We start from the raw sequence: 2134 nt of genomic DNA, 5'->3' as shown, positions 1-2134 counted from the left end.
GCTGCAACCTCGGCCCAGATGACATTGAGGTCTACGCCGTCAGCAGTGACGTTGACTAAAACGTCGCCTTCGGTGGCGTAACCGCCTTCGGCACCATACGGCGGCAGACGCAAGATGGACTGCAAGTCAGTCGGATTGATTCGAGAAGTCGTGAGAGTGGTCATTTGTTGTCTCCGTACAAGTTCTGTTTTGGAACCGTGTGTGCGAAGACGCAAGCGCTGAAAGGTCCACTCGCGCCTTCGCGACGGCGGCCTAGCTGGCTGCGCTAGCTCTCGTATAGGTGAGCCGGCCAGATGCCTCAGGAACTTACTCGGGGAGGGTGTCCGACGCCCGTGTTGCCAATCATAGCGCGCGCCAACGGGTTTCAGCGGCGACATGCGCGCCGGTCTGGCATAATGACGGTGTGACACGCCGATTAACGCTAGGCAAGACATGACTTTTGCACCATCAGCCACCAGCGAAAAGCTATTCACCCGGGACAAGGCAGTCGAGTATTGCCTTTCACGGGGGTTGGAGAAGGTAACGCCAAACACGATTGTTCGGGCGGCGTACTACTCGGGAAAGCTCGCGCGTCCCAGAATCATTGGCGGGACGGCCTATTGGCCCCAAAGCGCTCTGGACCGCTGGATTGCCGGGCTGCTGCCGTGACACCGGGAATACCTGTAGCGCAGCTACTATCAGTTGACCGCGAGCCGGGGCTGACACGATACGACGTGTTATGCCCGTATTGCAATGCCGTGCATCACCATCGGTGGCTTGAAACCGACACCAGGTTTGCACTGACAGCACCGTGTTCCTGCACGCGGCGGTACCGCGTTGACCTAAGCGGTGCTATTCAAGCTGGACGGCCAAAGCACGACGCGTCACAGGCGCGCACCGTGTTTACCGGCGGGAAGGACCGTGACGACCAGGCTATGCACGAGTACGAGAACAACTGGACAGAATGAAAGGGACACTATGTCAGACCTTGAGCCCAACGGCCATGACCCAAAGGATGACCAGCTGTACGGCCGCAGTTTTTGGCACCGTCTCAACCAGATGTACGCCGAAACTGGCGGAACGGTAGTGCTGCCTGAGGATTGGGCACGCACCGAAGCCGAGGACAACGCTATCTGTGTAGAGCTTCCGTACGACAACGATCCGGTTGCACGGCGCATCGCAAGTGACGTAATGAGAAAGCACATCGAGGCGTGCGCCGCTCCCGGCTGGCGGAGAGTGGTCTATGAGGGGTGGTGCCCTGAATCAGAAGCCACCTTGTTTGCACTAGGCCCTTGCTACAATTCGTCATACGTTGCCGCACTTCGCAACATCGAGCAGCTGCGCGAAATCAAGAAAGACATGAAGGGCAATTGGCGCTGCGACACACTGGTTAATCGGCATTGCGGCTCCAAGTCTGGCGACGTGAACGCGGAGTATCCCGTTGAATTTCTAGCCGTCAAGCGCGGCGACCACATCTGTGTGTTTACCGCGTGCCATCACTGCATGCTGCACATCAGTTCCGGTGCTGGGGTAGACGATCCCGACTACATCGGCCCTGCAGAGGACTGGTACGACGACCGCCAGCCGTGGCAATAACTCACCTGCAAGCAGGCTCGTAACGTGTTCGAGAAGGAAAAGATTGTGCAGCTGCACAATCAGGGTTACTGCACGGGATACATCAGCCTCCGCGTAGGTGTGCCCAGCAATACCGTGCGGGCGGTGGTAGCCAAAGCCGCAGCCATCGAGGCGCTGGCAGACCTACGGCCTGAGAATGTCCGTCGTGCGCAGCGCGCCAAGGCCGAAGACAAGCGCGCGAGAGCCCTACGGCTGCTAGAAGAAGCCGATTCGGTGCTGGAGGGATGAAATTGTCACCGTCTGCGACGTCTCCAGCGTTTCCTGATGTGACTGGCCTGGACGTGTTCAACGCGGCCATGGAGTACGCCGCCAACGGTATTCCGGTGGCACCGTTTGACCCGTCGAAAGGGAAGGGTAAGTCGTGCTGGAATCTAGTTGGGTACCGGGACATCACGACATCGCCAGCGGTGCTGGCTCAGTGGCGAGAACGGTTCGGACCCTTTAAGGCTCTTGCCACCAGTCCTGGCCAGTTTGGCTGTGTGGTGATCGACGTTGATCGGCCGCGCTCCACTCCCCGGCA

Annotated in this window: 3 protein-coding genes; all 3 read left to right on the top strand. The window is 59.0% G+C overall.

Going from position 1 to position 2134, the window contains the following annotated elements; genetic code table 11:
• Window positions 1–957: 957 nt before the first annotated feature.
• Entirely contained in the window at window positions 958–1575 is a 618-nt protein-coding gene (locus tag A5791_RS16500) for a hypothetical protein (RefSeq protein WP_067239003.1), read from the top strand.
• 24 nt (window positions 1576–1599) lie between these two features.
• A complete protein-coding gene (locus tag A5791_RS16495) occupies window positions 1600–1842 on the top strand; it encodes a hypothetical protein (RefSeq protein ID WP_067238998.1) in 243 nt (80 codons plus the stop codon).
• 38 nt (window positions 1843–1880) lie between these two features.
• Window positions 1881–2134: bifunctional DNA primase/polymerase (locus tag A5791_RS27250; RefSeq protein ID WP_369828090.1), on the top strand; the 254-nt coding region annotated here is incomplete at its 3' end.

This window comes from Mycobacterium sp. 852002-51163_SCH5372311, assembly GCF_001667115.1.
Lineage (GTDB): Bacteria > Actinomycetota > Actinomycetes > Mycobacteriales > Mycobacteriaceae > Mycobacterium.
The sequence above is the reverse complement of the archived record's forward strand: the minus strand, read 5'-3'. Positions and strand labels throughout refer to the sequence as shown.

Bases quoted from the DNA above. Each gene is read 5' to 3' on its own strand.
- A5791_RS16500 (WP_067239003.1), top strand. From the start codon at position 958: ATGTCAGACCTTGAGCCCAACGGCCATGACCCAAAGGATGACCAGCTG.